This window comes from Promicromonospora sp. MEB111, assembly GCF_030209445.1.
GTDB lineage: Bacteria > Actinomycetota > Actinomycetes > Actinomycetales > Cellulomonadaceae > Promicromonospora.
On the sequence record NZ_JARVSD010000008.1, the window covers coordinates 410,205 to 435,611 of the forward strand.

22 protein-coding genes are annotated in these 25,407 nt (G+C 73.4%); 13 read left to right on the forward strand and 9 right to left on the reverse strand.

Annotation, left to right across the window (positions count from 1 at the left end; all coding sequences use genetic code 11):
• Positions 1-58: 58 nt before the first annotated feature.
• The 4 genes from QRN56_RS10745 (at position 59) to QRN56_RS10760 (ending at position 5,302) form a co-directional block, all read left to right on the forward strand.
• Positions 59-2,275: a dynamin family protein gene (locus QRN56_RS10745; RefSeq protein ID WP_285103031.1), complete on the forward strand. Its 2,217-nt coding sequence runs from the start codon at positions 59-61 to the stop codon at positions 2,273-2,275.
• Positions 2,272-4,044: a GTPase gene (locus tag QRN56_RS10750; protein WP_285103034.1), complete on the forward strand. Its 1,773-nt coding sequence runs from the start codon at positions 2,272-2,274 to the stop codon at positions 4,042-4,044. Before QRN56_RS10745 ends, QRN56_RS10750 begins: the two co-directional genes overlap by 4 nt.
• A 28-nt stretch (positions 4,045-4,072) precedes the next feature.
• Entirely contained in the window at positions 4,073-4,573 is a 501-nt protein-coding gene (locus QRN56_RS10755) for an acyl-CoA thioesterase (protein WP_285103036.1), read from the forward strand.
• Between the two features lie 78 nt (positions 4,574-4,651).
• The gene (locus QRN56_RS10760) at positions 4,652-5,302 is read left to right on the forward strand and encodes a hypothetical protein (RefSeq protein ID WP_285103038.1); all 651 of its coding nucleotides are present in this window, start codon (positions 4,652-4,654) and stop codon (positions 5,300-5,302) included.
• Positions 5,303-5,336: 34 nt separating this feature from the next.
• On the opposite strand, the gene QRN56_RS10765 is transcribed toward QRN56_RS10760, so the two are convergent.
• Together QRN56_RS10765 and QRN56_RS10770 are read right to left on the reverse strand one after the other, a co-directional pair.
• On the reverse strand, positions 5,337-6,293 hold the full coding sequence (locus tag QRN56_RS10765) for an acyl-CoA thioesterase (RefSeq protein WP_285103040.1): 957 nt from the start codon (positions 6,291-6,293) through the stop codon (positions 5,337-5,339).
• A gap of 46 nt (positions 6,294-6,339) precedes the next feature.
• Positions 6,340-6,726 carry a globin gene (locus tag QRN56_RS10770; RefSeq protein WP_285103042.1) on the reverse strand — a complete coding sequence of 129 codons (387 nt, stop codon included), beginning with the start codon at positions 6,724-6,726 and terminating at the stop codon, positions 6,340-6,342.
• A 142-nt stretch (positions 6,727-6,868) separates the two neighbouring features.
• Here QRN56_RS10770 and QRN56_RS10775 point away from each other — a divergent pair, with 142 nt between their 5' ends.
• The 3 genes from QRN56_RS10775 to malQ all read left to right on the forward strand — a co-directional run bounded on the left by QRN56_RS10775 (position 6,869) and on the right by malQ (position 10,681).
• The gene (locus tag QRN56_RS10775) at positions 6,869-7,102 is read left to right on the forward strand and encodes a PTS sugar transporter subunit IIB (RefSeq protein WP_020018155.1); all 234 of its coding nucleotides are present in this window, start codon (positions 6,869-6,871) and stop codon (positions 7,100-7,102) included.
• A gap of 191 nt (positions 7,103-7,293) precedes the next feature.
• Entirely contained in the window at positions 7,294-8,349 is a 1,056-nt protein-coding gene (locus QRN56_RS10780) for a mechanosensitive ion channel family protein (RefSeq protein WP_285103044.1), read from the forward strand.
• Between the two features lie 82 nt (positions 8,350-8,431).
• Positions 8,432-10,681 (forward strand): 4-alpha-glucanotransferase, encoded by a 2,250-nt coding sequence (gene malQ / locus QRN56_RS10785; protein ID WP_285103175.1) that lies wholly within the window; start codon positions 8,432-8,434, stop codon positions 10,679-10,681.
• Between the two features lie 117 nt (positions 10,682-10,798).
• Here malQ and QRN56_RS10790 read toward each other — a convergent pair whose 3' ends face one another.
• Positions 10,799-11,812, reverse strand: a complete 1,014-nt coding sequence (locus QRN56_RS10790; protein ID WP_285103045.1) for a hypothetical protein — start codon at positions 11,810-11,812, stop codon at positions 10,799-10,801.
• Positions 11,813-12,019: 207 nt separating this feature from the next.
• On the opposite strand from QRN56_RS10790, the gene pepN reads away from it, so the two are divergent.
• Positions 12,020-14,584, forward strand: coding sequence for an aminopeptidase N (pepN, locus tag QRN56_RS10795; protein ID WP_285103046.1), 2,565 nt, complete (start codon positions 12,020-12,022; stop codon positions 14,582-14,584).
• Between the two features lie 98 nt (positions 14,585-14,682).
• Here the strand turns inward: pepN and QRN56_RS10800 are convergent, their stop codons facing one another.
• A complete protein-coding gene (locus QRN56_RS10800; protein ID WP_285103047.1) occupies positions 14,683-16,704 on the reverse strand; it encodes a M13 family metallopeptidase in 2,022 nt (673 codons plus the stop codon).
• A gap of 49 nt (positions 16,705-16,753) precedes the next feature.
• On the opposite strand from QRN56_RS10800, the gene QRN56_RS10805 reads away from it, so the two are divergent.
• Both QRN56_RS10805 and QRN56_RS10810 read left to right on the forward strand, forming a co-directional pair.
• On the forward strand, positions 16,754-17,206 hold the full coding sequence (locus tag QRN56_RS10805; protein ID WP_285103048.1) for a ribose-5-phosphate isomerase: 453 nt from the start codon (positions 16,754-16,756) through the stop codon (positions 17,204-17,206).
• Entirely contained in the window at positions 17,199-18,224 is a 1,026-nt protein-coding gene (locus tag QRN56_RS10810; RefSeq protein ID WP_285103049.1) for an Fpg/Nei family DNA glycosylase, read from the forward strand. The genes QRN56_RS10805 and QRN56_RS10810 overlap by 8 nt, the downstream gene beginning before the upstream one ends.
• On the opposite strand, the gene QRN56_RS10815 is transcribed toward QRN56_RS10810, so the two are convergent.
• Positions 18,215-19,195: a phosphotransferase gene (locus QRN56_RS10815; protein WP_285103050.1), complete on the reverse strand. Its 981-nt coding sequence runs from the start codon at positions 19,193-19,195 to the stop codon at positions 18,215-18,217. The genes QRN56_RS10810 and QRN56_RS10815 overlap by 10 nt on opposite strands.
• Positions 19,195-20,511, reverse strand: coding sequence for a GNAT family N-acetyltransferase (locus tag QRN56_RS10820; protein WP_285103051.1), 1,317 nt, complete (start codon positions 20,509-20,511; stop codon positions 19,195-19,197). Before QRN56_RS10820 ends, QRN56_RS10815 begins: the two co-directional genes overlap by 1 nt.
• Positions 20,512-20,596: 85 nt before the next feature.
• On the opposite strand from QRN56_RS10820, the gene QRN56_RS10825 reads away from it, so the two are divergent.
• On the forward strand, positions 20,597-21,043 hold the full coding sequence (locus QRN56_RS10825) for an MGMT family protein (protein WP_502928783.1): 447 nt from the start codon (positions 20,597-20,599) through the stop codon (positions 21,041-21,043).
• Positions 21,044-21,188: 145 nt separating this feature from the next.
• On the opposite strand, the gene QRN56_RS10830 is transcribed toward QRN56_RS10825, so the two are convergent.
• Positions 21,189-22,301, reverse strand: a complete 1,113-nt coding sequence (locus tag QRN56_RS10830) for an LLM class F420-dependent oxidoreductase (RefSeq protein ID WP_285103053.1) — start codon at positions 22,299-22,301, stop codon at positions 21,189-21,191.
• 104 nt (positions 22,302-22,405) lie between these two features.
• Between QRN56_RS10830 and QRN56_RS10835 the strand changes: the two genes are divergently transcribed.
• Positions 22,406-22,798, forward strand: a complete 393-nt coding sequence (locus tag QRN56_RS10835; protein ID WP_285103054.1) for an MmcQ/YjbR family DNA-binding protein — start codon at positions 22,406-22,408, stop codon at positions 22,796-22,798.
• A 63-nt stretch (positions 22,799-22,861) separates the two neighbouring features.
• Here QRN56_RS10835 and epsC read toward each other — a convergent pair whose 3' ends face one another.
• Positions 22,862-23,458 (reverse strand): serine O-acetyltransferase EpsC, encoded by a 597-nt coding sequence (epsC, locus tag QRN56_RS10840; protein WP_285103055.1) that lies wholly within the window; start codon positions 23,456-23,458, stop codon positions 22,862-22,864.
• A complete protein-coding gene (gene cysK, locus QRN56_RS10845; RefSeq protein WP_285103056.1) occupies positions 23,458-24,393 on the reverse strand; it encodes a cysteine synthase A in 936 nt (311 codons plus the stop codon). Before cysK ends, epsC begins: the two co-directional genes overlap by 1 nt.
• A 672-nt stretch (positions 24,394-25,065) precedes the next feature.
• On the opposite strand from cysK, the gene QRN56_RS10850 reads away from it, so the two are divergent.
• Entirely contained in the window at positions 25,066-25,395 is a 330-nt protein-coding gene (locus QRN56_RS10850) for a nuclear transport factor 2 family protein (protein WP_285103057.1), read from the forward strand.
• Positions 25,396-25,407: the final 12 nt, after the last annotated feature.

The following is a 25,407-nucleotide window of genomic DNA, read 5'->3' on the forward strand; positions in this document are numbered from 1 at the left end:
ACCCTGTTGCCACGCCACGGGCGCGCCTGACCTGCGCTGCTGCGGCAGACTGAGCGCCATGACCGAGAAGCCCGACGACGGCGCGGTGACCGGCGGACCGAACCCCGGTGCGAGCCCCTGGCAGACCGCCGGGCTGCCCGCGGGACCCGCTCCCGCGCCGTCCGCGGGACCCGCCGCCGGGACGCCTGCGGACCAGGCCGCGACGCCTGCGGACCAGGCCGCGACGCCTGCGGACGGGCCGGACAGGGGCACCACGACCGGGCCCGAGGCGCCCGTCGACGCGCCTGACACGGAACCCGCCGCCGCTCCCACGCCCGCCGCGCCCCCCGCCCCCGACGAGGAGTCCGGTCTGACCGGCGCGCTGGAGGTGCTCCGGGCCCGGCTCGGCGCCCTGCGCCTGCCGCTGGAGACCACGGGCGTCGAGGCGGCGCGCACGGAGCTGCGCCGGTCCATGGACCAGCTCGACGACTACCTGCTGCCGCGGCTGCGGGCCCAGAAGGCTCCGCTGCTCGTCGTGGTCGGCGGGTCCACGGGCGCGGGCAAGTCGACGCTCGTGAACTCGGTGCTGGGCGAGCGGGTCACGCAGCCGGGCGTGCTGCGGCCCACCACGAAGGCACCCGTCCTGGTGCACCATCCGCTGGACGCGCGCTGGTTCTCGACCGACCGGGTGCTGCCGGGCCTGGCGCGCGTGACGGCGTCGGGCACCGGGACGCCGACCAGGTCCGCGGTGGGTCCCGCCGTCGCGGAGCAGGGCCACGGGACGCCGCACGACCCCTCCCGCACCCTGCGCCTGGTGCCCAGCGACTCGCTGCCCAAGGGCCTGGCGCTGCTGGACGCGCCGGACATCGACTCGGTCGACACCGCCAACCGCGAGCTCGCCGCCCAGCTCCTCGGCGCGGCCGACCTGTGGCTCTTCGTCACCACGTCGGCGCGCTACGCCGACGCGGTGCCGTGGGACCTGCTGAACCAGGCCGCCGCGCGCAAGGCGCAGGTGGCGATGGTGCTGGACCGGGTGGACCCGGGCGCGGAGGCCACGGCCGACGACCTGCGGGACATGATGGTCGAGCACGGGCTGACCGACAGCCCGCTGTTCGTCATCCCCGAGGACAGCCTGTCCGACGACGGCATGCTGCCCGAGGACGCCGTCGGGGAGGTCTCGCGCTGGCTCACAGGGCTGGGCGGCGACGCCGACGCGCGTCGCCGGGTCATCGCCGCGACCCGCGACGGCGTGGTGGACTCCCTCGTCGTGCGGGCGGGCGGGCTGGCCGACGCCGCCGACGAGCAGCGGGCCGCCGACGCACGGCTGCGGCACGTGGTGGACCGGGCCTACGCGGACGCGGTGGCGCACGTGGCCGCGGCGACGTCGGACGGCGCGCTGCTGCGCGGCGAGGTGCTCGCCCGGTGGCAGGACTTCGTGGGTACGGGCGAGTTCTTCCGCGCGGTCGAGGAGGGCATCGGGCGGTTCCGCGACGCGGTGAGCTCGTTCTTCCGCGGCAAGCCCCAGGAGGCGCCCCAGGTCGAGAAGGCGATCGCCCACGGCCTGGAGTCGGTGGTGCTGGACGCCGCCGAGGAGGCCGCCGAGCGTTCCTACCAGGGCTGGCGCGGCGACGCCGCGGGCACGGCCCTGCTGGAGGGCCTGGAGCTGTCGCGGACGCCGGCGGCGCTGCGCGCCGAGGTGGGCGAGCAGATCCGGGGCTGGCAGGGCGACGTCCTGGGGCTCGTGCGCGAGCAGGGCGAGTCCAAGCGCGGCAAGGCGCGTGCCCTGTCCTTCGGCGTGAACGGGCTGGGCGTGGCGCTGATGATCTTCGTGTTCGCCTCGACGGGCGGGCTCACCGGCATCGAGGTGGGCATCGCGGGCGGTTCGGCGGTGCTGGCCCAGCGGCTGCTGGAGGCCGTGTTCGGCGAGGACGCCGTGCGCCGGCTCGCCGTGCAGGCCCGCGACCGCCTGCGGGCCCGCATCCAGGCGGTCATGGACGGGCAGGCCGCCCGCTACACCGCGCAGCTCGACGCGCTCGGCTCCGCGGAGGCGGGCGGTTCCGCCCTGCGCACGGCGGCCGACGCCGTCGCCTCGGCCGCCGCGGCGGAGCGCCGGTCGCGGGCCCTTGAGACGGAAGCGGTGCCCGCGGGCGTCGGGGACCTGACCGAGAGCCGCGGGCTGCGGGGCGTCCGTTCGCCGTCGGGCGGCACGGGGCCGGCGGACGGCCGGGGCGACCTGGCCGAGGAGCCGGCGCGGAAGGGCTTCTGGAAGCGCCTGTTCGGGGACGGTGACCGGTGAGCCGGCTCGACCTGGCCGACCGCACGACGGCCCTCGACACGGCGATCCGGGCCGCGGACGGCCGCATCGAGCCCGCGCTGCTGGACGAGGCGCGCGCCGTCGTCACCCGGGCGCGGGAGCGCGGCGGCCTCTCCGCGGAGCACACCGTCGTCGCGCTGGCCGGCGCCACGGGCTCGGGCAAGTCGTCGGTGCTGAACGCGGTGGCCGGCGCCGCGATCGCGCAGCCCGGCGTGCGGCGTCCGACGACGTCGCACCCGATGGCCGCGGTCTGGGGCGACGGCGCGGACCCGCTGCTGGACTGGCTGGAGGTGGGCCGCCGGCACCACGTGGGGCCCCCGGCCGAGCCCGCTCCGGGCGGACAGGACGCGCCGAGAGTGCCCGACGAGCCCGCCGGCCGCGGGCCGTTCCGCCGTCGAACCCCTGCGGGGGACACGACCGGGCTGGTGCTGCTGGACCTGCCCGACCACGACTCGATCGTCACCGAGCACCGGATGCGCGCCGAGCGCCTGGTGCAGCGTGCCGACCTGCTGGTCTGGGTGGTGGACCCGCAGAAGTACGCGGACGCCGCGCTGCACGAGGGCTTCCTGCGCCCGCTCGCGGGGCGTGCCGAGGTGGTGGTCGTCGCGCTCAACCAGGCCGACCGGCTGACGGTGGAGGAGACGTCCGCGATGCTCGCCGACCTGAGGCGCCTCGTGGCCGAGGACGGCCTGGACGGCGCGCGGGTGCTGGCGGTGTCCGCGAAGACCGGTCAGGGCATCGACGACCTGCGCGGCCTGCTGGCCAGGGCGGCCGCGCGGCGCGAGGCCGCCACGGCCCGGCTCGCCGCGGACGAGCGGGTGGTGGCGCAGCGGATCGTCGACGAGTGCGGCACGCCGCCGCCGTCGCGCGCCGGGAGCCAGGCCACGGGCGACCTGGTGGCCGCCCTGGAGGACGCCGCGGGCGTGCCCACGGTGGTCGACGCCGTCCGCGTCTCCGCACGCCGGGACGCCCGGTCGGCGACCGGCTGGCCGTTGACGCGCTGGATCGGGCGGCTGCGCAAGGACCCGCTGCGACGGCTCGGGCTGCGGACGGCGGACCGGGAGCACCGGGCGCCGTCGGGCCGCGAGGACCTGGTGCGCACGTCGCTGCCGACGGCGCGGCCCGCCGTGCGGTCCACCGCGGCCTCGGCCGTGCGGCGCTACGTCGAGGAGGTGACGCGCGGCGTCGCGGACCCGTGGGTGCTGGCGGCACGCTCCCGCGGGCAGGCGGGGATCGACACGCTGCCCGACGCCCTGGACCAGGCCGTGGCCGCGACCCGGGTCGAGGCGCAGCGCCGCCCGATGTGGTGGTCGCTGGTCAACGTGGTGCAGTGGCTCCTGGTCGTCGTGCTCGCGGCGGGCCTGCTGTGGCTGTTCGTGCTGTTCGGGTTCGCGTACCTGCAGCTCCCGCCGCCGCCCACGCCCGTGCTGTCGCTGCCGACCTGGTCGGGCGACGGTGTCGTGTTCCCGGGGGCGCCCGAGTCGGGCTCGGGCGAGGGCCTGGGCGTGGACCCGTTCACCATCCCGTGGCCCACCCTGATGGTGCTGGGTTCGGTGGTGCTCGGCCTGCTGGTCGCCCTGGTGTGCCGGATCTTCGGCGCCCTGGGCGCCCGCCGCCGGGCGAACGTGGCGCGCCGTCGGCTGCGGCAGTCGGTGGGCAAGGTCGCAGACCGGCTGGTGCGGGAGCCCGTGAGCGAGGAGCTCGCCCGGCTCGCGAGCTGCCGGACGGCGGCGACGGTCGCGGCGAGCTGAGGTCTGCCGCCGGGAGAGGATAGGGACCATGACACGCCTGCACGTCCCCGTCACGCTGCGCTGGTCCGACCTGGACGCCTACGCCCACGTCAACAACGTGGCGATGTTCCGCCTGCTGGAGGATGCCCGGATCACCGCCTTCTGGCAGCATCCCGAGGCGCCGGAGGGCGAGGCCTGGCCCACGGCCGTGGTGCCGACCGGACCCGACGCCGACTCCCACACGCTCGTGGCCGGCCAGCGCATCGAGTACCTGCGCCCGCTGCTGTTCACCCGCACGCCGGTGCGCGTGGAGATGTGGCTCGGCCGGATCGGCGGGGCGAGCGCCGAGGTCTGCTACGAGGTGCACGACGGCACGGCGAGCATGGCGAAGACCGGCCCGACGTCGGGCGGCAAGCCCTACGCCCGGGCGACCACCACGCTCGTGTTCGTCGACGCCGCCACGGACCGGCCGCGCCGCCTCACCGAGGGGGAGCGCCTGGCGTGGAAGGAGTTCCAGGAGGACCCGATCACGTTCCGCCACCGCGGCTGACGCGGGGCGCCGCTGAGTGGCCCTCAGTGTGTCCGAATTGCTAGATTCATCCCCCTTGGTTTCGGCCACGGAGGAACAGTGGATCTGCCCCAGCACTACCTTGACCCGGTCACCCTGCACGAGGTGTTCGACGACGTCCCGGCCGCCCGGGCGTATCTCGCCGAGCTGGCCGGGGGTCCGGCCCGCGACGAGCCGGCGCTGCTCGCCGTCCGGGTCCCGCTCACCCGGGCCCTCGCCCCCGAGGCGGACGACCCCGACACGGAGCTGGCCGAGGCGGAGCGCCTCGGCTGGCTCGCCGTCGGCCTGGCGGGCGGTCCGGTGGACGACGCCGCGGCCGCGCACTCGCACGCCGCCGACGTGCCCCTCGCCGCCGTGCCGCCCCTGCTGCGGCTGGGCCACGTGCTCCAGTGGCGGCACCGGTTCGCGGAGGCCGACCTGTTGTTCGGGCTCGCCCTGGAGGCCGCGCTCTACTACGGGGAGCACGCCGCGAGCATCGAGCACGCGCGCCGGCTGGAGTTCTTCGCCCTCCAGCACTGGGGCCGGTGCCGGTACGACCAGGCGCTCGAGGTGCACGCCGACCAGGCCCGCCCCTACCTCGGGGAGGCGCTGGCGCTGTTCGTGCGCGCCCTGGAGCAGCGGGTGGACGTCGCCGCGACGCCGGACGAGATCGGCACGGTCCGGCAGGCGGTACAGGCGGCCCGTGACCGGCTCGCGGAGCTCGGGGCGTAACAGGACAGGCGGGCGGTGCCCCGGGCGGTGCGGGTCAGGCCGGCAGCCGGATCATGCCCTCCTGGCCCGCCGAGGCCACGAGCACGCCGTCCTGCGTGTAGACCTTGGCGGTGCCCAGGGCGCGGCCGCCCTGGGCCGTGGGCGAGGACTGCACGAACAGCATCCACTCGTCGACCTGGACGTCGCGGTGCCACCACATGCCGTGGTCGAGGCTGGCCATGGGCACCGTGGCGGCGACGTCCTGCCAGGACTTGCCCGCCGCGCGCATGGCGGGCTCCAGCATGAGCTGGTCGCACGCGTAGGCCAGCAGGGCGCGGTGCATCGACTGGTCCTTGATGCCGAGCGGACGGCGCGTGCGCATCCAGACGAGCTGCGTGGCGGGCGGGGTGCCGCCCTGGGCCACCGCGGCGTCCGGGTGCAGGTACAGCGACCCGCCCACGTGCCGCAGCTCGAACGGCGAGTCCGCCCAGAACTGGGCGCGGACGTCGGGGCCGTCCGGCAGGGACCCGAGCTCGTCGAAGGCGGAGCCGACCTCGTCGGGCGCGGGGACGCCGTCGGGCATCGGCATCGAGTGGTCGTAGCCCGGCTGATCCTCCTGGAAGGAGGCGATCATCGAGAGGATCGGCTTGCCGAACTGGATCGCGTGGGTGCGGCGCGCGCTGAACGAGCGCCCGTCGCGCAGCCGCTCCACCGCGAAGTCGATGGGCTCCTCGACCCGCCCCTCCCGCAGGAAGTAGCCGTGCAGGGAGTGGATCTGGCGGCCGTCGGGCACCGTCCGGTCCGCCGCCAGGATCGCCTGCGCGAGCACCTGACCGCCGTAGGCGCGGTTCGCCAGGGCGGGCATGCTGTTCCCGCGCAGCACGTCCTCCTCGCCGCGCGGTCCCCAGCCCTCCAGGTGCCGCAGGTCGAGCACCTGCAGCAGGCGGTCGAGCGCGTCGGGCGTGTGGTCCGACGTGGCGTCGCCGGCGATCAGGTCAGGGGTGGCGTCCACGTGCGGGCGTCTCCTTCGGTTCTTCTGGGTCAGGCTTCGAGCGGGGTCAGTCTTCGAACGTGTTGATCATGCTGAAGGCCGCGCGCTCCAGGTAGTCCCACAGCTGCGACTCGTGGATCGGGGCGAGGCCCAGGGAGTCGACGGCGGTCCGCATGTGCGCGAGCCAGCGGTCGCGGGCGTCCGGGTTCACCTTGAACGGCGCGTGCCGCATCCGCAGGCGCGGGTGGCCGCGCTGCGCGGAATAGGTGCCGGGGCCGCCCCAGTACTGCTCGAGGAACAGCGTCAGACGCTCCTTGGCCGGCCCCAGGTCCTCCTCGGGGTACATGGGGCGCAGCACCGGGTCGTCCGCGACGCCGTCGTAGAACGCGTCGACGAGGCGCACGAACGTGTCGTGGCCGCCGACGGCCTCGAAGAAGGAAGGTTCCTGTGTCACGCCAGTCATCCTGCCACCCGCCTATGACGGTCCGGTGAAACTCGGTCTCGTGTGAGCAAGTCGACAATTGCCCGGGCGAAGGGCTTGCCAGCACAGATAGGGTGGGGACAAACCTGCAGCGACGCACGGTGGGAGTTGAGACATGACCAAGGCTGACCAGATCCTTGCGGCACTCGGGGGAACCTCGAACGTCGTCGAGCTGGAACCGTGCATCACCCGGCTCCGAGTCGAGGTGAGCGACCCGTCCCTCGTGGACGAGCCCGGACTGAAGTCGTCGGGAGCGTTCGGCGTGGTGCGGTCGGGCAGGGTGGTTCAGGTGATCGTCGGCCCCGAGGCGGACAACCTCGCGGCCGAGCTCGACACGCTCAGGGTGTGATCACGAGGGCGTGAACCCGTAGAGAGTGACGTGCGCGGGCCCGGGACGAGCTCCCGGGCCCGTGATCTGCTCACTGCTGGTCGGCCGCGTGCAACCGGGGCGCGAACGGGCTGTGAAGGTCGCGCAGTGGTCCCTCGGACGCGGCCGGAGATGTACCGGTCCGCAGGCTCGACCCGAGTAGGTTGGGGGCCGTGTTCGAGTCTCTTGCTGCCTCCGTGTTCGACAGCGCCGAGGATTTCTGGGCCTGGTTCGGTAACAAGCCCCTGAAGGTCATCCTGATCGTCGTGATCGGGATGATCGCCATCGCCGTCCTCCGGCGGGTCGTCACCGCCCTCACCGAGCGCATCGCGATCGGCCAGAAGCCGCGCTCCGTGGTCGAGACGATGGCACCTCCGGTCGGCACCACCACGGGTGCGGTCCCGGTGACCACCCCGGGTGCCGCGCCCGGCACGAGTGGCAAGCGCAAGCGCAAGAACGTGCTGATGACCCCGCAGGCGCTGGCCGACGTCTTCGGCGCGGTCAACCCGCGTGCCGCCGAGCGGCGTGCCCAGCGCGCCCGGACCGTCGGCTCGGTGCTGAACTCGACCGTCAACATCGTGATCGGCACGCTCATGGTGATGTCGATCCTGCAGGTGCTGGGCCTGAACCCTGCGGGGCTGATCGCCGGTGCCGGTGTGGTCGGCGTGGCCCTCGGTTTCGGCGCCCAGAGCCTGGTCAAGGACTTCATCTCCGGCGTGTTCCTGCTCATCGAGGACCAGTTCGGCGTGGGCGACAACGTGGACCTCGGCGCCGGCGTGGTCGGCACGGTCGAGGCCATGGGCCTGCGGCTGACCCAGGTCCGTGCGTTCGACGGCACCCTCTGGTACGTCCGCAACGGCGAGATCCTGCGCGCGGGCAACCGCACCCAGGAGTGGAGCCGCGCGGTCGCCCCGGTGCAGGTCCCGCTGGGGGCCGACATCGACGCCGTGCGCGCCGCGCTCGGCCGCGCCGTCGACCGCGTCAAGAACGACCCCGAGCTGGCCGACAGCCTCCTGGAGACCCCGTCGGTGCGCGGCGTCGACGAGGTGGACCAGGGCGGCCTGACCTTCACGCTGCACGCCCAGGTGCGCCCGGCCCAGCAGTGGGCGGTCGCCCGGTCGCTGCGCGTGGCCGCGCACGCCGCCCTGCTGGACGCGGGGATCGTGGCGCGTTCCGCACCCGCCCTGTTCGAGGAGGGCGTCACGGGGGACACCCCCGGCGTCAGCTGACGTGACACGGGGTTCTCGGGGCCGGGTTGCGCCCGGTACGGGTCGGTAGATGGCAGGATCTTTCCTTGTGACCGACGAACCGATGCCCGGGTCCACCGGAGACGGCTCCACCGTGCCGCAGGAGCTGGCCGAGCTGGCGACAGCCCACGGCGTGCAGTGCGAGTACACCGACCACGACGGCCGCGTGCAGCAGGTCAGCCCTTCGACGCTCGTCGCGGTGCTGGAGGCGCTCGGGGTCCAGGCGTCGACCCCCGGCGCCGTCACGGCCAGCCTGGAGCGCGCCCGCGACGACGAGTGGCGTGCCATGCTGCCGCCCACGGTGGTCACGCGCGAGGGCACCGAGGTACAGGTCCCGGTGCACGTCGCCGACGGCGCGGACGTGACCGCGTGGGTCGAGCTCGAGCAGGCCGAGACGCCCGTCGTCCCGGCGAGCGCGACGCCCTGGCGGGTGACGGCGCCCGGAGCCGCCCCCACGTCCGGCTCGTTCGCCACCGTCCGGGGTGCCCGGGTGCAGCTGCGCCAGGCCGACGTCTACGCCGAGCCGCGCACCGTGGACAGCCGCAAGGTCGGCCGGGCCACGTTCACGCTCCCGGACACCCTGCCGCTCGGCTGGCACACGCTGCACGCGGAGTCGGGTGGGCAGACGGCGCAGGCCTCGCTCGTGGTGACGCCCGCGCGGCTGGAGCTGCGCAAGAAGATCGCCCGCAAGCAGGCCTGGGGCTTCATGGTCCAGCTCTACTCGGTGCGGTCCCGGGACTCCTGGGGGATGGGCGACCTCGCCGACCTGGGCGACCTGGCCTGGCAGACGGCGCACAACGGCGGGGCCGACTTCGTCGCGATCAACCCGCTGCACGCGACCGAGCCCGTGCTGCCGGTGACCCCGAGCCCGTACCTGCCGACGTCGCGGCGGTTCATGTCGCCCCTCTACATCCGCGTCGAGGACATCCGTGAGACGGCGTATCTCTCCGCCGCCGACCGGTCGCTCGTGGAGTGGGCCGCCGAGCCCGTCCGGGAGCTGTCCGAGGACTCCGGGCCGATCGACCGGGACGCCGTCTGGGAGGCCAAGAAGGCCGCGCTCGAGGTGGTCTACACAGCGCCGCGGTCGGCGGCCCGGCAGACGGCGTTCGACGAGTTCGTGCTGGCCCAGGGGCGCGGCCTGGTCGACTTCGCCACCTGGTGCGCCATCAAGGAGCACCTCGACGGCCGGGACTGGCCGGCGGAGCTCGCCGACCCGGGTTCGTCGGCCGTGCAGACCCTGCGCAACGCCCTGTCCGACCGGGTCCAGTTCTACTGCTGGCTGCAGTGGGTGGCCGACGAGCAGCTCCGCGCGGCCCACCGCGCCGGCCTCGACGCCGGCATGCGGCTGGGGGTGTTCAAGGACCTCGCCGTCGGCTCGTCCCCGGACGGCGCCGACGCCTGGGCGGACTCCGCCGTCCTCGCCCGCGGCGTGTCCGTGGGCGCCCCGCCGGACATGTACAACCAGCAGGGCCAGAACTGGTCCCAGCCCCCGTGGAACCCGCGGGCGCTCGCCAAGGTGGGCTACGCGCCGTACCGCGAGATGCTGCGCACCGTGCTGCGCCACTGCGGTGGCCTGCGGGTCGACCACGTGCTGGGGCTGTTCCGCCTGTGGTGGATCCCGGGTGGGGCGCGCGCGTCGGCGGGCGCGTACGTCACCTACGACCACGAGGCCCTGATCGGCATCCTGTGCCTGGAGGCGCACCGCGCCGGGGTGGCGATCGTGGGCGAGGACCTGGGCACGTTCGAGCCCTGGATCCGCGACTACCTCGCGGAGCGCGGCATCCTGGGCACGTCCGTGCTGCTGTTCGAGCGGGACGCCGCCGGGGCGCCGATCGAGCCGGAGGCCTACCGCAGCGCGGCCCTGGCCACCGTGACCACCCACGACCTGCCGCCCACCGCCGGGTACCTGGCGGGGGAGCACGTGGACCTGCGGGAGCGGCTCGGCCTGCTCACGGAGGACGCGACGATCCTGCGCGCGCGGGCCCGCCAGGAGCGGGAGTCGCTCGTGGAGGCGCTGTCGCGCCGCGGGCTGACGACGTTCGACCCGTCCGAGCGCGAGCTCGTCGAGGGCCTGCACCGCTACCTCAAGGACACGCCGTCCGCGCTGGTGGGGGTCTCCCTGGCCGACGCCGTGGGCGAGCGCCGCACGCAGAACCAGCCCGGCACCGACTCCGAGTACCCGAACTGGCGGGTGCCGCTCGCGGACTCGGCGGGCGCCGTGGTGCTGCTGGAGGACCTGTTCACCAACGCCCGCCTGCGCAGCCTCGTCACGGTGATGAACGAGGAGCCCCCGGAGCCGGAACCCGCGCGCTGACGCCGTCCGCCGGCCGGCCGAAGGTGCGCATCTACCCAGTCGCCGGGCCCGGAACCACGTGAGTTCCGGGCCCGACGACTGGGTCGATGCGCACTTCCCGATACCGGGTCGTGCGGGTCAGGCCGAGCCGATGCCCGCGCGGGCGATCGAGAAGCCGCTGCCTGTCGCGTCGGCCACGCAGGTCATGCCCGTGTCCGCGCTGGCGCACGTGAAGCCGTGCGCCTTCTTGGTCTGGCCGTAGTCGAGGATCGCGACGTCACCCTTGGCCTTCTTGGGCTGGTCGTTCTTGCTCACGCACGGCTGCGTCACGTTGCCGCTCGGGTCGACCTTCGCCACGTAGCCGGACGCACCGTCGCACGAGGCGTCGGGCGCGGGCTTCTGGGTGAGCTCCGCGATGCCGCACGTCGCGGCGTCGGCCGAGATGGTGCAGGTGATGTTGAGCGACGGCGCGGCGAACGTCTCGACGCCTGCCCCGCCGTCCGTCTCCAGGCCCTCCTCGGCCTCCGGCTCGGCCGACTGCTCGGCGGCCGGGGACTCACCGCCGCCCGAGGCGGAGGTGTCGGGGGAGCCGAGCAGGTTCACGGCGAACACGATCGCGGCGATCACGAGCAGCACGTCCAGGGCGATGAACGCGATCCAGCCGGGGCTGAGCTTGCGGCGCGGGGGCTCGGGCTCGTAACCGCCCGGCTGGCCCGCGTAGACGGGCTGGCCGTACTGGTCGTAGCCCTGCGGCTGGTACTGAGCGGGCGGCTGGTACTGCCCGGGCTGCTGCTGGTACTGCCCACCCTGCTGGTACTGGCCCTGGTTGTACTGCCCGCCCTGCGGCGCCGCGTACCCCTGCTGGTACTGCTCGGGGTAGTACTGCTGCTGCATCGTCGGGTCGCCGCCGCGCTGCACGGACTGCACCATGGGAGCACCCGGTGCAGCCGGCGCGGGGGTGACGGCCTGGGCGAACTGGTTGGTCGGCGAGATGGCGGGCGGCTTGCGCGTCGCCGCCGAGACACGCTGCACCGGCGCCTGCTGGACAGGCGTGGGCATGGTGGCGGGGTGCTGCTCCTGAAGGGGAGCGGTGGGCTCCTCGTCAGGGCTGCCGCCCGGTGGCGGTGGCGGGGGCGGCACAGTGCCGGACATCGGGCAACTCCTCAGCTCAAATCGGTCGGTCTGGGCGACCGCGGTCGATCGTACACAAAGGCGTTACTCGCTGTTACTCCTGCGTGGCATGATCGACGAGTCGTCGCAGGTAGTTCACACACCGGACGAGAAGCCAACCGATAAAGCGCGTTATTCGGACGCGCTGGGCGCCTTGGGTGCCCATGAGCAGACAGACGTGGAGGGCCCGTGCCCGGAGAGAACCTGACCCGCGCCGAGGCGGTCGAACGAGCCGGCGTGGTATCGGTCGAGTCGTACGAGATCGCCCTGGACCTGACCACTGGTCCGGAGACCTTCGCGTCCGCCACGACGCTGCGCTTCACCGCCACGGAGGGTGCCTCGACCTTCGTGGACCTGGTCGCCCCCACGGTGCGGTCCGTGGTGCTGAACGGCCGCGAGCTGGACCCGGCCGCCGTGTTCGCCGACTCCCGGATCGCCCTGGACGGGCTGGCCGAGGACAACGAGCTCGTCGTCGTCGCCGACTGCGGCTACACGAACACGGGCGAGGGCCTGCACCGCTTCGTGGACCCCGTGGACGGCGAGGTGTACCTCTACACCCAGTTCGAGGTGCCGGACGCGCGCCGCGTGTTCGCCTGCTTCGAGCAGCCCGACCTCAAGGCCACGTTCCAGTTCACGGTCACCGCGCCCGCCGCGTGGGAGGTCGTGAGCAACGAGCCGACACCGGAGCCGGCCGCGGCGCAGCACGCCACCGAGGCCGGTGTCGAGGCCGCCACGTGGACCTTCGAGCCCACGGGCCGTATCTCGACCTACATCACGGCGCTGGTGGCCGGCCCGTACGCGGTGGTCCGCTCGTCGCTGACGTCGTCGGACGGCCGCGAGATCCCGCTCGGCGCGTTCTGCCGCAAGTCGCTGTCGGCGCACTTCGACGCCGACTACATCTTCGAGAAGACCCGCCAGGGCTTCGAGTTCTACGAGTCGACGTTCGGCGTGCCGTACCCGTTCACCAAGTACGACCAGCTCTTCGTGCCCGAGTACAACATGGGCGCCATGGAGAACGCGGGCTGCGTGACCTTCACGGAGTCGTACGTGTTCCGCTCCAAGGTGACCGAGGCCGTGCGCGAGCGCCGCGTCGTGACGATCCTGCACGAGCTGGCGCACATGTGGTTCGGCGACCTGGTCACCATGAAGTGGTGGAACGACCTGTGGCTCAACGAGTCGTTCGCCGAGTACGCCTCGACGCTCGCCACGGCCGAGGCCACAGAGTGGGAGGCGGCCTGGACCACGTTCTCCGCGATGGAGAAGTCCTGGGCCTACAAGCAGGACCAGCTGCCGTCCACGCACCCGATCGTCGCGGAGATCAAGGACCTGGAGGACGTCCAGGTCAACTTCGACGGCATCACCTACGCCAAGGGCGCCTCGGTGCTCAAGCAGCTCGTGGCCTGGGTGGGCCGGGACGCCTTCGTCGCGGGCGTCTCCGCCTACTTCGGCAAGCACGCGTGGGGCAACACGGAGCTGCCGGACCTGCTGACCGAGCTCGAGGCCACCAGCGGCCGCGACCTCAAGGCCTGGTCCAAGCTCTGGCTGGAGACCGCGGGCGTGAACACGCTGCGCCCCGTCATCGAGACGGACAGCCACGGCCGCATCATGTCGTTCGTCGTGGAGCAGACGGCCCCTGCCGAGTGGCCCACGATCCGCCCGCACCGCCTCGGCATCGGCTTCTACAGCCTGTCCGACGCCGGGGAGCTCGCGCGCACCCACTTCGTCGAGGTCGACGTCGACGGCGCCCGGACGGACGTGAAGGAGCTCGTCGAGCTCGACCGCCCGGCCCTCGTGCTGCTCAACGACGCGGACCTTGCGTACGCGAAGATCCGGCTCGACCCGGCCTCGCTCGCGGTGGCGCTGGAGCACCTGGCCGACATCGCGGACCCGCTGGCCCGCTCCCTGGTGTGGGGATCGGTCTGGGACGCGGTGCGCGACGGCGAGGTGCCGGCGTCGGAGTACGTGAAGCTCGTGCTGGGCGGCATCGCCGGCGAGACCGAGTCGACCACGCTGCGCACCACGCTCAACCAGATGGTGCTGGCCGCCAAGCAGTTCGTGGCGCCGTCGGCCCGTGCGGAGACGCTCGCAGAAGTGGGCGACACGCTCTGGTCCCTGGTGGGCGACGCCGAGGCCGCCTCGGACACGCAGTTCCAGCTCGTGAAGTTCTTCGCGCACGTGGCCTCCACGCCCGCGCACGTGGCCACGCTGTCCGGGCTGCTGGACGGCTCGGTCGCGCTCGACGGGCTGGAGATCGACACCGACCTGCGCTGGGAGCTGCTGGAGGGCCTGGTGCTCAACGGCGCGGCGGGCGACGCGGAGATCGACACCACGCTGGCCGCCGACGACACCGCGACGGGCCGCCAGTCCGCCGCGCGCGCCCGGGCCGCCAAGCCCACGGTCGAGGGCAAGCTGGCCGCGCTGTCCTCGGTGGTGGACGCCGCCGACGTGCCGAACGCGATCATCCGGAACACCGGCCTCGGGTTCCTGCACGTGAACGACCCGGCCCCGCTGGCCGACGTCGTGCAGCCCTACCTGGACGCCGTGCTCAAGGTGTGGGACGAACGCAGCTACCACATCGCCGAGGAGATCATCGAGGGCTTCTACCCGGCCCCGCTGGCCTCGCCGGAGCTGCGGGACGCCACCGCGGCGTGGCTGCAGACGAACGCGGACGCGGCCCCGGCGCTGCGCCGTCTGGTCGTCGAGGCCCTGGCGGGCACGGAGCGGGCGCTGAAGGCCCAGGCCAAGGACGCCTGACGCCGGCGGCTGGACCTCCGCTCACCTTTGAGGCCCGGGTTTCTTCGCTTTGAGCCATCTCAAAGCGAAGAAACCCGGGCCTCAAGGGTGAGGGGCGACTACCAGATGCGGACCCGGTCCTCCGGGGCCAGGTAGAGCGCGTCGCCCGGCTGGACGTCGTAGGTCGCGTAGAACTCGTCCACGTTGCTCACCACGCCGTTGCAGCGGAACTCGTTGGGGGAGTGCGGGTCCGTCGCGAGGCGGCGGAGCACCTCCTCGTCGCGGCCCTTGGACTGCCAGACCTGGGCCCAGCCGAGGAAGATCCGCTCCAGGGCGGTCAGGCCGTCCACGACGGGCGCCTCGTCCAGCGGCTTGCCGAGCGCGATCCGGTAGGCCTTGATCGCGATCGACAGCCCGCCCAGGTCGCCGATGTTCTCGCCGATGGTCAGGCTGCCGTTGACGTGGCCCTCCGCGGCGGCCTCCCCTGCGGTACCTGCCCCTTCGCCGACGGCGGACGCCGCCAGCTGCGCCGGCCGGAACGCGTCGTACTGCGCGATCAGCGCGCTCGTACGCTTCTCGAACTCGGTCCGGTCCGTGTCGGTCCACCAGTCCTCGAGGCGGCCGTCGCCGTCGTACTTGGAGCCCTGGTCGTCGAACCCGTGCCCGATCTCGTGCCCGATGACGCCGCCGATCCCGCCGAAGTTCACGGCGTCGTCGGCCTCGGGGTCGAAGAACGGGGGCTGCAGGATCGCCGCGGGGAACACGATCTCGTTCATGCCCGGGTTGTAGTAGGCGTTGACGGTCTGCGGCGTCATGAACCACTCGTCGCGGTCCAGCGGCTTGCCGATCTTGGCCAGCTCGTAGTCCTGGTCGAACGCGTTGGAGCGGCGCACGTTGCCGAGCACGTCGGCGGCGTCCACCTCCAGGCCCGAGTAGTCGCGCCAGCGCACCGGGTAGCCCACCTTGGGGGTGAACTTCTCCAGCTTGGTCAGCGCCTTCGCCTTGGTCTCGTCGGTCATCCAGTCGAGGCCTTCGATCGACTCCCGGTAGGCGGCGACCAGCGCCTCCACGAGGCGGTCCATCCGGGCCTTGTTCGACGGCGGGAAGTGCCGCGCGACGTACTCCGCGCCGACGACCTCGCCCAGCGCGCCCTCGACCAGCGCCACGCCGCGCTTCCAACGCTCGCGCACCTCCTGCGCTCCGGTGAGGGTGCGACCGTAGAAGTCGAAGTTGGCCTCGACGATCTCGTCGGTGAGGTACGGCGCCCGGGCGCTGACCACGTGGTACGTCATCCAGAGCTGCCAGTCGAGCAGCGACAGCTCGCTCCAGAGGGCGGCGAACCCGGTCGCGAAGTCGGGCTCGCGCACCACGATGTCGTCGAACGACCCGGCCGGCACGCCCAGCGCCTCGGCCCAGGCCACCCAGTCGAAGCCCGGCGCGGAGTCGACGAGCGCGGCCAGCGTCATCGGGTTGTAGGTGAGCGTCGCGTCGCGGTCGCGCACCACGTCCCAGTGGTGGCCGGCGAGCTGCTTCTCGACGTCGTACACGCGCTGCGCGGCGTCCTCGGGCGTGATGCCCCACGTCTCCTGGACCGGGGCGAAGCCCAGCATCCGGGCCACGTGCGGCACGTACTTCTTGCGCAGCTCGGCGTACTGCTCCTCGCGGTAGTACGCCTCGTCGGGCAGGCCGAGCCCGGACTGCCGCAGGTAGACGACGTACTTCTCCGGGTCGGACGCGTCGTTGTCCACCCAGAAGCGCACGCCGGCGGTGCCGCCCGTGCGCTGCAGCGCACCCAGCGCGCGGGTCAGCGCGGCGGCGTCCCCGGCGTCCTTGATCAGGGCGAAGTCCTCGTCCAGGGGTGTCGTGCCGAGCTCGGCGATGCGCTCGGTGTCCATGAAGCTGGCGTACAGGTCGCCGATCGTGGAGCCGGTGGGCGCGTCCTGGATGATCTCCCGGACGTGCACCTCGGCCTGGTCGTAGAGAGCGCGGAACGCCCCGTCCATCGCGCGGTCGGCGGGGATCTCGTGCCCGTCGATCCACCTCCCGTTCACGTGGCGGTACAGGTCGTCCTGCGGTCGGGTTGCGGGGTCGAGCGCGTCGAGGTCGATCCCCGACGTGAGTCCCGTGGCGTCGGTGGTCATTGCGCCAGCGTACGCAACGTGGACCTCGTGCATGAGGGAAGATGGGGCCATGCGTCTCCACATCGCCGCCGACCACGCCGGGTACGACCTCAAGCAGCACCTGGTGGGCCATCTCACCGCGGCCGGGCACGAGGTCGTCGACCACGGTGCCCACGAGCTCGACCCCCAGGACGACTACCCGTCCTTCTGCCTCTCCGCCGGTGAGGCAGTCGTGGCCGAGCCGGGCTCGCTCGGCATCGTGATCGGTGGATCGGGCAACGGCGAGCAGATCGCCGCCAACAAGGTGACCGGGGTCCGGGCGGTGCTCGCCTGGTCGCTGGAGACCGCGAGGCTGGGCCGCCAGCACAACGACGCGAACGTGATCGCCGTGGGCGGGCGCATGCACTCCGTGGAGGAGGCGACGTCGTTCGTCGAGGCCTTCGTGGCCGAGCCGTTCAGCGGCGACGCGCGGCACCAGCGCCGCATCGACCAGCTCGCCGAGTACGAGAGCAAGCGTGCCTGAGGGGCACACCGTCCACCGCCTCGCGCGGACGTTCTCGTCGCTGTTCGCGGGGCAGGTCCTGTTGGTGAGCAGCCCGCAGGGGCGGTTCGCGGACGGCGCGGCCGTGCTCGACGGCCGCCGTCTGGTGGCGAGCGAGGCCTGGGGCAAGCAGCTCTTCCTGGGCTTCGCGGCGGCCGACGCGCCGGGTGCTGCCGCCGCCGGCTCCCGCGCGGCCGACGTCCTGTGGCTGCGCACGCACCTCGGGCTGTACGGCGCGTGGACGTTCGCCGGCGCCCCGGACGCACCCGAGGTCGCGCACGCGATCGGCGCGCCCCGGCGTCGGATCGGGGAGCGGGACTCGGTGCCGGCGCCGCCCGGCCCGGACGTTCTGCCGACGGACGCGGCGCCGTCCGACGCCTGGGAGGTGCCCGAGCCGCGCGGGCAGGTGCGCGTGCGCCTGCTCGGCGCGCACGCCGTGGCCGACCTCACGGGTCCGACGGCGTGCGAGGTGATCACCGCCGACGAGAAGAAGGCGGTCGAGGCCCGGCTGGGCCCCGACCCCATCCGGGACGACGGCGACCCCGACGCGTTCGTGGCCGCCGTGGGCCGGTCGCGCGTGACGATCGGGCAGCAGCTCATGGACCAGGCCGTCGTCGCCGGCGTCGGGAACATCTACCGCGCCGAGGTGCTGTTCCGCGCCGGCGTCGACCCGCTGCGCCCGGGGCGCGACGTGCCCGCCGCGGCCGTCCGCGCGATCTGGGACGACCTCGTGGTCCTCATGCGCGACGGCGCCGACCGGGGCGCGATCGTCACGACGCGACCGGCGGACCGGGCGGACGGCGGCGCCGAGCCCGTCCCGGCGCCCGGCCGCGGCCGGACCCGGCAGAACACCGACGGCTCGCCGGGGTCGGTGCCCTCCGACCAGGCCTTCTACGTGTACCACCGCGACGGGCTGGCCTGCCGGGTGTGCGGGTCGCCGGTGCTGGTCAAGGAGCTGGCGGGCCGCAACCTGTTCTGGTGCGGTACCTGTCAGGCCTGATCGCGCGCCACCTCGTCGAGCACCCGCGCGAGGTGGCGGGCGGGCGCCTCACCCCAGTCCGCCCACTCCGCGTCGGAGGCCTCGCCGAGGGCGTCCCACCACGACGACGAGCGGTTGACCGCGTGGGTCACCGCGGCGGCACGCAGCAGCTCGTCGAGCGCTCCGGCGTCGAGGGGTACGTCCCACTCCGCGAGGAACGCGGCCTGGACCGGCTCCCAGGGCACCTGGCCGTCGTGCTCCACGACCGCCCGCGGCACCATGAGCGTCTCCAGCGGGTGTGCCCACTGGGCGTCGCCGAAGTCGAAGACCCGCAGGTCCCCGTCGACCACGAAGACGTTGCCCGGATGCAGGTCGCCGTGCTGCAGCGACGTCGGGAAGGGGCCCGCCGCCAGCGTGCCGGACGCGCGCTCGACGACCGGGTACGCCTCGCGCAGACGCGCCGCGACGTCGTCCGCGAGCCGGGCCGGATGGCCCGGCGGGAGGGTGGCGAGGCGGTCCAGCATCGCGCCGAACCGGTCCGCGGTCCCCTGCGGCGCGCGGTCGGGCAGCCCGGTGTCCTGTGCCTCGTCCGCATGCCGCGCGACGTGCCGCTGGAGGCGGGCCCAGGTCCGCAGCACGGAGACCCAGTCGTCGAGGACGGGCTCGTGCGAGTCGGCCAGGGTGCTGCCCCGGTCCACGGTGAGCATCCAGCCCCGGTCGGGCGCGGCGGCAACCGGACCGTCCACGTCGTGGGGCACCAGCCGGGCCAGGAGCGTCTGGAGCCCGGGTTCGAACGTCATCGCCGCACAGCCCGCCTTGAACCAGAGACGTCCGCCTGTGGTCTCGACCGCGAGCTGGGTCGACCACGGGCGCACCCGCGGCTGCGCGACGGACGTCACCTCGTGGCCCCGTCGTGCGACGACGTCGGCGACCCAGGACTCGGCCTCGGCGCGCCACGCGTCTCCGGTGACCACCGCGGAGAACGCCGGCATCAGAACACCCAGGACGCACCCGGCGCGACCGGCCAGCCGAACGCGGTGCTCGCGCGCGCCAGCACGCCGGGCCGCTGCCCGGGCCGGGGATGCACCGTGACGAGGCCCGCCGCTGCCAACGTCGCGAGCGACGTGCCCCCGAGGTAGGCGGCGCCCAGCTCGCGGACGTCGAGCGACAGGTCGGGCGCCTCGAACTCCGGGTCGACCCGCTCCACCGACGCCGGCCCGAACGCCTCCGCCCGGAGCCGGTACACGCCGGCGTTCGCCGGGAGGCGGGAGTCGGTCACGGCGAGCGTGACGTCGACGTCGGCGGCGTACTGCCGCCCCGCGAGGGCGGCGGGGACGTCGACCAGCCGGACCCACAGGTTGTCCGGGGTGCGCGGCGCGGCGGCGCGCAGGTTCACGAGGAGCTGCGTGATCACGTCGTCCACGGGGAGGATGAACGGGCTGACCTCGTTGGTCAGGTCGAGGTCCAGCAGCACGCCCCACAGGGCACGGGCCGCCGGGGCGTCGAGCGCCACGACCTCGCCCGCGCTGACCTGGCCGCGCGGGCCGGTCGGCTCCCAGGAGAGGTTGCGCCGGAACGTCACGTAGCCGCGGGGCTCCCCGTCGAGCTCGACGACGATGATGCGGCGCGACTCGCGCCCGCCGCGATGGATCGGGGCGTCGTCCCAGAGGACGGCCTGCAGCTCCTCGGTCTCACGCGTGACCCAGCCGGGCCGGTTGATGCCCGGCTCCCCGGTCGGCACGGCGCCGGCCGCGCGGTGCAGGCGGTCGACGAGCTCGCCGTGGCGCTCGCGGGAGGCCACCTCGACCCGGACCGTGTGCCGCTCCGCGCCCGGCACGTCGCGCAGTGCCGCGCCGCGCGGGATGTCGAGACGCAGGTCGTCGGCCGCGTGGCCGTAGCCGAACCGGCCGTAGATCGGGGCCTCCGCGGCGAACAGGGCGCTGAGCGGTTCGCCCCGCTCGGCGGAGCGCGCCAGGTGCAGGTTGATCATCGCGGTCAGCAGGCCGCGGCGGCGGTGCTGCGGGTGCACGCCCACCCAGGTCAGGCCCGCCGTCGGCAGCTCGGCGCCGGGCACGGGGAACTGCCCGAACGGGTAGGACGCGTGCATGGCCACCAGGCCGTCCACGCCGTCCGCCTCGATGGCCAGGGCGCGCTCCCAGGTCAGCGGGGACGGGGTGGCGTCGAGGTCGTCGTGGGCGTGGCCCGTCGGGAAGGCCCAGGTGTCGAGCTCGGTCACGAGGCGCTGGTCGTCGGAGGTCAGCGTGCGCCAGCGGTAGCCCGCCGGCAGGGCGATCTGGGGAAGTGCCATGCGTCGATCGTCGCACCCGTCGGCAAGCGGAAATTAGCCGGTCGGACGGCGGCCGATGTCGGTGTCCGCGTCTACGATCGCATCCGTGACCCCGCCGCCGCCCGGACCCCCGCTCACCGATGTCGAGGAGTACGCCGCCGCCGTGCTCGACGTCGTCCGGCGCATCCCGTCCGGCCGCGCGATGACGTACGGCCTGATCGCGGAGATCGTCGGTGAGGAGCTCGGCCGGGGCGGCCCGCGCCAGGTCGGGAGCGTCATGGCCGGCTCGGGGAGCAGGTACGCGCACCTGGTCCCGGACGACGGCGAGGCCGGGCCCGGTGCGGAGGGCGCCGACGCACCGCCGTCGGACGGCGACCGCGTGCCCTGGTGGCGTGTGGTCAACGCGGCCGGATCACCGCCCCAGCACTTCCTGACCGAGGCCCTCGACGCGCTGCGCGCCGAGGGCTGCCCGCTGTCCAAGGACGGCCGCCGCGTGAACCTGAGACGCGCGGTCTGGTTCCCCGAGGACGAGGAGCCGCCGCACGACGCCTGACCGGCCCCGCGCCGTCGGCACGATCGACGTCACGCCGGACGGCCCCATCACGGTCCCGCCGCAGCCGCTGAGTGCTGGGTATTCGCCCTTTTTCGTGTGCCAGAAGGGCGAATATCCAGCACTCAACGACCGGAGAGGGCGGGGATCAGACCTTGGACGGGGCGACCTTCGCGAGGAGGGAGCCCGCCGTCGAACGGGCACGGCCGGCCAGGGACGCGTCCTGCGTCGCGGCCAGCAGCGCGAGCATGGAGGCCGGGTCGCCCTGGACGAGCAGGGTCGTGATCGCGGTGCTCTCCCAGGTGGGCAGCTCGCGGCGGATCTTCTCGATCGGCCCGACCAGCGCGATCTCCTCCACGAGCTGCGTCGGCACGGCCGCGGCAGCCTCCTCCTTGCGCCCGGCGAGGTACAGCTCCTGCACCTTGTCGAGCGGCTCCTGGTAGCCGAGCCGGTCGAGCGACTGCTTGTGGAAGTTCGCCTCCTTCGCACCCATCCCGCCCGCGTACAGGGCGATGTGGGGGCGGATCACGTCGGCGGCGGCCTCGACGTCGTCCCGGACGACGACGGGGACCGTGGCGCACACCTCGAACCGGTCGGTGGCCGAACGTTCCTCCGAGCGGGCGTCGAAGCCCTCGGCGAGCAGCGCGCGGAACTCGTCGTCCATGCGCGGCGCGTAGAAGCCGGCCATCCAGCCGTCGGCGATCTCGGCGGCCAGGGCCACGTTCTTGGGGCCCTGCGCGGCCAGCACGATCGGGATCTCGGGGCGGAACGGGTGCACGGTCGGCTTGAGCGCCTTGCCGAGCCCCGTCGCGCCGGGCGCCTCGGCGGGCAGGGGGAGCTGGTAGAACGAGCCGTCGTGGGTCACGGGCGCCTCGCGACGCATGACCTGCCGCACGATGTCCACGTACTCGCGCGTCCGGGCGAGCGGCCGCTTGTACGGCTGCCCGTACCAGCCCTCGACGACCTGCGGGCCGGAGGCGCCGAGCCCCAGCACGAACCGGCCCCGGGACAGGTGGTCCATCGTGAGGGCCTGCATGGCGGTGGCCGTCGGCGTCCGGGCGGAGAGCTGGGCGATGCCCGTGCCCAGCCGCACGTTCCTGGTCCGCGAGCCCCACCAGGCCAGCGGCGTGAACGCGTCGGACCCGTAGGCCTCCGCGGTCCAGACCGAGTCGAGGCCCAGCTTGTCGGCGGCAACGATGAACTGCTGGATGCCCTTCGGGGGCCTGCGGGACCAGTAACCGGTCTGGAATCCGATGCGCATGGGGTTCACCTCGTCGTGGGAACGGCTTACCTGGGACGGCGCGTCCCAGGTACTGGCCCACACCTTACCGGTCCTGCGGCGCCCGTTGTGGCTACGGTGGACTCGTGGCCACCTACGACGACGTCGCCCGGCTCGCCCTCGCGCTGCCCGAGACGGCCGAGGGTTCGAGCTATCGCCACCGCGCCTGGTCCGTCGGGACCAAGGCGTTCGCCTGGGAGCGCCCCTTCACCAAGGCCGACCTCAAGCGGTTCGGCGACGAGCCGGTGCCGCGGGGCCCGATCCTCGGTGTGCGGGTCGAGGACCTGGGGGAGAAGGAGGCGATCCTGGCCGAGGGGCGGCCCGGGTTCTTCACCATCACGCACTTCGACGGCTTCGCCGGGATGCTGATCCAGCTCGACGTCATCGCCGAGGCCGGGCTGCGCGAGGCCCTGGTCGACGCCTGGCTGGCGACGGCGCCGCCCGGGCTCGCGGAGCAGCACGCCGACCGCCTGCGCTGAGGCCCTGCGCTGACCGGCGGGCCGGTGATCCCGTCACGCTGCCCAGCCGAGGGCCTGGGCTCGTCAGATGGAGTACTCGATGAGCTCCGACGGGTCCTCGTTGCGGGAGCGCTCCGCGACGGGCGCCTTCGGCACCCGGATCCGCGCGGGGATGCCCACCGCGACGGCTCCTGCGGGAACGTCCTTGACGACGACGGCGTTGGCGCCGATCTGCGCGTCGTCGCCCACCCAGACGGGGCCCAGCACCTTGGCGCCGGCGCCCACGGTCACGCGGTCCCCGAGCGTCGGGTGCCGCTTGCCGCGGTTGAGCGACCGGCCGCCGAGCGTGACGCCGTGGTAGAGCATCACGTCGTCGCCCACCACCGCCGTCTCGCCGATCACCACGCCCATGCCGTGGTCGATGAACATCCTTCGTCCCAGCCGGGCCCCCGGGTGGATCTCGACCCCGGTCGCCGCCCGCGCGAGCTGCGAGAGCAGCCGCGCGGGCAGGCGCAGGGCCGGCACCCGCCAGAGCCGGTGCGCGGCCCGGTGCGCCCAGAGGGCGTGCACGCCCGGGTAGGCGAGCGCGACCTCCAGGCGGGACCGCGCGGCCGGGTCGTGGGCGCGCGCGGCGTCGAGGTCCTCGGAGAGGACCCCGAGCAGCCCGCGCCCCTTCGCCATCAGTCGACCAGACCCTCGAACAGCGGCGTGGACAGGTAGCGCTCGCCGAAGTCGGGAATGATCACGACGATCGTCTTGCCGGCGTTCTCCGGGCGCTTCGCGACCTCCAGGGCCGCCGAGAGCGCGGCGCCGGACGAGGTGCCGACCAGCAGGCCCTCCTCCTTGGCGGCGCGCCGGGCCGCGTCGATCGCGGTGGCGAGGTTGACGTCGATGACCTCGTCGTAGACCTCGCGGTCCAGGATGTCGGGCACGAAGTTGGCGCCGATGCCCTGGATCTTGTGCGGGCCGGGCTGGCCGCCGTTCAGGATCGGCGACTCCTCGGGCTCGACCGCGATGACCTTGACCTCGGGCTTGCGCTCCTTGAGCACCTGGCCGACGCCGGTGATGGTGCCGCCCGTGCCGATGCCGGCCACGAGGATGTCGACGGCGCCGTCGGTGTCCGCCCAGATCTCCTCGGCGGTCGTGGCGCGGTGGATCGCCGGGTTGGCGGCGTTCGCGAACTGGCGGGCCAGCACGGCGCCCGGGCGCTCCTGCGCGATCTTCTCGGTGGCGGCCACGGCGCCCTTCATGCCCTCGGCACCCGGCGTGAGCACCAGCTCGGCGCCGTAGGCGCGCAGCAGGGCGCGGCGCTCCTTGGACATGGTCTCCGGCATCGCGAGGACCACCTTGTAACCGCGGGCCGCGCCCACCCAGGCCAGGGCGATGCCCGTGTTGCCCGAGGTGCCCTCGACGATCGTGCCGCCCTCCTTGAGCTCACCGGACGCCTCGGCGGCGTCGATGATGGACACGCCGATGCGGTCCTTCACGGAGTTGGCGGGGTTGTAGAACTCGAGCTTGCCGAGAACCGTCGCCTCGAGGCCGTCGGTCAGGCGGTTGAGCTTGACCAGGGGAGTGTTGCCGATGAGCTTGGTCGCGTCGTCGTAGATGCGGGCCATTGTTCTTCCTTCGCTGGGTGGCGGGTCTGGCTTGGTTCGTGCGTTGCCCGACGTCGGCGCACCGGTCGTGCGGATGCGCGCCTCGGAGCCGGCGTCGAGCGTCTGGGGCTGGTGTCGGGGCCGGAGCGTCCCGCTGGCGACCTGGCCACGCGGCCGGTGCCGGCGTGGTCTGGCGCGTGCGGACGCTCTACAGACAGCCTCGGGGGCAGCGGCCGGTCTCGCACATCGAGCGTGCGTCGACGGCGAGGGCGCGGTCGGGGAGTGCGGAGCGCACGGTGCTCAAGACGTCCTCCCTGCGTGTGGCGACCGTGTGGTCGCGCGGCTGCGTGTCACGTGGCGAGCGGGTGGCTCGACTCGTGCAGGTTACGCGGGCAGCCACTGTGAGACAAGATCTGTCTCAGGTATCGATCATGTCGATACTTTGCGCTTGCTTGCCTCGTCCGTGAGCGCGGGAGCACCGCCGTCGTGCTCACACGGGGTGAAACAGTTGAGGCCGCGTCGCATGTCTGGCAGGTCTCCGGGGAAGTGGTTGCGCAGTCGAGGGGGTAACGCTGAGCTAGCAGTGCTGCCTCAGCGTTACCCCCTCGGCTGCACATGGCTTCCCCCGGCAGCCCTGCGCGGAGCGGCACGTCCTGCTTAAGGTCGGGGCAACCGAACGCCCAGGAGGCACTCATGGCTGCTACCGAACTGCCCGCCGCGATCCAGGAGTTCATCGACGCGACCAACGCCGGCGACACCGAGCGCTTCGTCGCGACGTTCACCGACGACGCCTACCTGAACGACTGGGGCCGCGAGTTCCACGGCCCGGAGGGCGTGCGGAGCTGGAACGAGACCGACAACATCGGGATGAAGAGCCAGTTCGAGCTCGTATCCGTGGCGCCCGGGGACGGTCCGGACGCCTACACCGTCACGATCAAGGTGACGAGCAACCGGTTCAACGGGACGGGGCCGTTCAAGTTCGACCTGCGCGGCGGCAAGGTCGCGAGCCTCGTGCTGAGCTGAGCGGGCGTCCGG